We start from the raw sequence: 4,444 nt of genomic DNA on the forward strand, positions 1-4,444 counted from the left end.
ACATTGGAGACGGAGTAAATGGTGATTCCTTCGCCTTCGACAAAATTCTCCAAAACGCCCTTTTTTAGGCCCATTCTGCAGTTTTTCAGGCGGGGGGATCGTGGGGGCAACCAACGTTTGGCCGGTTTCGGGATGGCTTGACACCCGCCGCGAATATAAAGGGGGCAGCTTACTACTGCTTGCCATGGACACAGCGACGCGCAAGAATGCGCATTGATTAGCGTGGGGGGGCCACCCAGCGACTTACGGTATTCCGAAGCCTGCTTACTTTTTAGGAGTCGATTAGAGGATGAATCAACGGGCAAACCGAGTCCGATTGCCGTGTCAGGACCCGACTCTTGAAATCGAAGTCACGGACGATGGTAGTCGCACGCTGATCCAGAAGGCCACCGGCGACAGTTACCACAGTTCCTCGGGCGCGATCACCGAGACTCGCCAAGTCTATTTACAAAACAGTGGCGTCGCAGAACGGTTGTCCACGGGCCAAGCGACACGTGTCTTGGAAATTGGGTTGGGGACCGGGATGGGGATGTTTTTGACGGTGGACCAGGCGATCAAGCATCGTGCCCCGCTCGACTATGTCGCCCTCGATTACCATTGGTTGTCGGCGAACGTCGTGCGTGAGCTCGCGCCGGAGTCGTGGGTCGACAATCCCGCGGTCGTCGCTGATTACATCCAGTGGCGGTCGAGTGTCACCGACCTTCAATTCCCACGTGATCCGTCTCAAAGTGGGCACTTGCCGAGTGGCGAATCCGCGGAGCCGAAGTCAACTTCGGTGTATCGTTGGCACGCTGGAGAGCACCAGGTCGTTCAAATCCAGCGGGTCGATGCGTTGCGTTGGCGGCATGAGGGTCGCTGTTTTGATGCGATCTATTTTGATCCGTTTGCGCCCGACACCAACGCCGAACTGTGGCAGACGCCTCTGCTTGCTGTCATGTACAAGCTACTGAACACGGACGGTCGACTTGTCACCTATTGTGTGAAACGGGAAGTCCGAGATCGCTTGACGGCGGTTGGGTTTGATGTTCGTAAAATTCGTGGCCCCAAGGGTGGAAAACGTGAAGTCTTAGTCGCAACGCGGCATTAGAATGGGGAGACGGCTCGGTCCCGGTTGGGGTGGCGCTACGGCTGCTCGAGGCGTCCGTGGTAAGCGGTTTACGATGCTGGCAAAAAGATGTCGCTCGATGGCGAATCCGAACCACGGCTGATATAATCACGGCGGATAGATCGGGCTCAGGCAAGACTTATGAATGGTGTAAATGAACTCGTCGAGAAAAGCGTCAAAGGGCAACCGGCCGAAACGGACCGGTTGTTTACGTTGATGTATGATGATCTGCGCCGTTTAGCAGGTCGTTTTTTACAGCACGAACCGATGCGTCAACGCCTCAGTTCATCGTCGCTAGTTCATCAAGCCTATATGCGAATGGTCGATCAATCGCGGATCAATTGGCAAGGCAAGACGCACTTCTTTGCCATCGGCGCGACCGTGATGCGGCGAATCTTGGTCGATCATGCCCGCAAAGTGCGATCGCAAAAACGCGGCGGGGGTTGGGATCGCCGGATGTTGACCGACGAAATCACGTTTCAACTCAGCCGCGATGACGACGTCGTCGCCCTGGACGATTTGTTGAATATCCTCGCCAGTCTCAATCAGCGGCAGGCTCGGATCGTCGAGTTGCGTTTTTTTGGTGGGTTAACGATGCGTGAAATCGCCGCAGAAATGAACATTGGGCTACGTACGATCGAGAAAGATTGGGCGATGGCACGCGCTTGGATGCGTCGCGAGTTGCGACGTGGTGACGAGGATGGCGACGATGCAAGCACGGAGTCTGAATCGGATTAATGAATGCCGATCGTTACGCTCGTGTCCGAGATCTCTTTTTTGCAGCGGATGAACTCTCGGGTGCGGCGCGGCAAAAATTTCTCGAGACTGAAATCGGGGACGACCAGGGACTGATGTCTGAGGTTCTGTCGTTGCTCGATGAGCATGACGCGGAATTGGCTCGGCTCGAGGGCGCCAAGGCGATGCCTGTGCCTGCACCACGTGAATTAGGACAACCGACGGTCGCCCCGAGTGACGCGACTGCGAAACAAAATCGTGCGGCGAAGCCGACACAGGTCGCTGCGGGCTCCGAGATCACTCAGCCACCACGAACCGACAAACTGGATACTGAGCGGGCTGACAAGAAAGTCTCCGCATCCGAGATCACTCAGCGTGGGGCGGAACGCACGCATGCTTCGCCCAAAGATTTCGAGTCACGGGGGTCAAAGGACCGGACGTCACCGAGCGAATTACTGCTTGCCAGTAAATCACGTCGAGCTCGGCGTATCAATTCGGGTTGGTTGTGGTTGGCCGCGGTGCTGCCGACGCTGATCGTTGGTTATCTGACCTACCACAGTGTCTCTAACAGCGTCCAATTGGCGCTGCGAAACGAATTGACCGGCGTCAGCAATAGTATTGATCTGGCGACCGGTCGGTTTCTTGACGACAAGGCTCAATTGGTCCAATCCTGGGCTCGGCAATCGTTGATTCGCGATTCGATCCTCGGTTTGGTCGAACTAAGTGACCGAAAATCGAAAATGGATGTTCTCCAGTCGGCTCCACTGGCTGCGCAGATTCGTAGTGAGCTAAGAATCTTGTCGGGTAGACCGGATGTCAAATTTGTCGTTTGGAACCAGTCGTTTACGACGATTGCCAGCTGGCGCGAGGACCATTCGGATTTAGGGCACCCGGTGATCCCCAGCGGTACATCGGATGTCGCTCGAGTGCTGCGAGGCGAAACGGTCATCTATGGTCCCGATCGAGGCGATGGGCCAGCGAGTTTGACCGAAGACGAAGCCGCCACGATCGACGAAGCGATCGAGCCAATGATGGCTTGCATCGTCCCCATTCGTGATGGCAATTCCGAAGTGGTTGCCGCACTGCTGGTGAACAGCATTGGGTTGTTCAAAGAATTCAATGAGTTGTTTCACGAGAGCAGTATTTCAAGCGGGCTGGATATTTACGCGATCAATCGCGATGCCGAGATGATCAGCGTCAGCCCGCATGCGGCAAGTTTGTTTCATCGCTCGCAATTCGACATGGATCCCGAAACGATCGTGGCAGAGCTGCGGGTTAGTGATCCAGGCGGCTTGATCACCGAGAGCACTCGGGATGCGGTCGTTCGTCGATCGTTACCCTTGACCGAATCAGCATCGGCGGCAACGCTGGGAGAATCTTTGGTGCGGCTTGAACCGTATTCAAATTATGCAGGTGAATCGGTCGTAGGCGGTTGGCGGTGGATTCCACGTTGGCGATTCGCTGTGATTGTGGAAAAGGACGTGCGGGATGCGTTCGCGGCTGCCCGAATTGTTTGGTACAGTTTTTTGCTGCTGGGCAGCCTGCTGACCGTCACGGCTCTGGTGTCGGCAGGGCGACTTGCACGCAGCTCCGCTCGCGACCAAGCCGCAGTCCACCCACTGAGTCGATACGAAATCATCTCGGAATTGGGCAGCGGGGGGATGGGGGTCGTTTACAAAGTCAAGCACCTGCAGCTAGGGAGGAATGCGGCGCTGAAATTATTACGAAGCGATCGCCAGAATCGTGAAGATCAATTGCGTTTTGACCGCGAAGCCCGCTTGGCCGCTTCGCTCACCAATCCCCACAGTGTGACAATTTACGATTACGGTCGTAGCGAAGAGGGGGAAGCGTATTGCGTGATGGAATATTTGTCAGGCTTGACGCTGCAAGAGGTGGTTGCACGTAGCGGATTTCAATCGATCGGACGTGTGTTGTTTGTGCTGCGGCAAGTCTGTGAGGCGCTGGGCGAGGCGCATAGCATGGATTTGGTCCATCGCGACATCAAACCGCAAAATATTATGTTGTCGCTGGATCCTTCGATCGGTGATTGGGCGGTCGTGTTTGATTACGGGCTGGCCAAACCGCTCAGCCCCGAAAAAGGAACCTACCAGACTCGCGAAGTGATCTGGGCAGGCACGCCGATGTACATGGCGCCCGAACGATTTCGGTCCCCCTCGGTGATGGACCCTCGCTCGGACATCTATTCGGTCGGCTGTGTCGCCTATTACTTGTTGGCAGGCCGCCCGCCGTTTGCCGAATGTGATCCCGAGTCACTGTTCGCTCTGATAATCAGCGAGCAGCCGATCGGGCTGGGGATCCATCGAGGCGAAGATGTTCCTGAGGCAGTCCGAAATTGTGTGCTGAAATGCATGGCCAAAAATGCGGCGGACCGTTACGCTTCGATCGATGAACTTGCCACCGCCATTGATGCTCTGCGAATCGAGTATCCATGGACCAGCAGCGATGCGGTCGAGTGGTGGAAGCATCACGGCGAAGCGTAGCCAGAGTGGAGGAATTCAGGGAAAAGACAGGCTGGAAGCCAATTCCACATCCCGGCTCACGCGTCGCGAAAGTCACGAAGAATTTCGTCCAGCCTTTCCCCCC

At 55.9% G+C, this 4,444-nt stretch carries 3 protein-coding genes; all 3 read left to right on the forward strand.

Annotation, left to right across the window (positions count from 1 at the left end; translation table 11 throughout):
- Nucleotides 1–289 precede the first annotated feature (289 nt).
- The gene (mnmD, locus tag ABX962_RS31205; protein WP_372725454.1) at nt 290–1,087 is read left to right on the forward strand and encodes a tRNA (5-methylaminomethyl-2-thiouridine)(34)-methyltransferase MnmD; all 798 of its coding nucleotides are present in this window, start codon (nt 290–292) and stop codon (nt 1,085–1,087) included.
- A 159-nt stretch (nt 1,088–1,246) separates the two neighbouring features.
- Nucleotides 1,247–1,843 (forward strand): ECF-type sigma factor, encoded by a 597-nt coding sequence (locus ABX962_RS31210; protein WP_372725456.1) that lies wholly within the window; start codon nt 1,247–1,249, stop codon nt 1,841–1,843.
- A complete protein-coding gene (locus tag ABX962_RS31215; protein ID WP_372725458.1) occupies nt 1,843–4,341 on the forward strand; it encodes a serine/threonine-protein kinase in 2,499 nt (832 codons plus the stop codon). The genes ABX962_RS31210 and ABX962_RS31215 overlap by 1 nt, the downstream gene beginning before the upstream one ends.
- Nucleotides 4,342–4,444 lie beyond the last annotated feature (103 nt).

Origin of the sequence: Novipirellula sp. (genome assembly GCF_041583735.1) — a bacterium.
Lineage (GTDB): Bacteria > Planctomycetota > Planctomycetia > Pirellulales > Pirellulaceae > Novipirellula.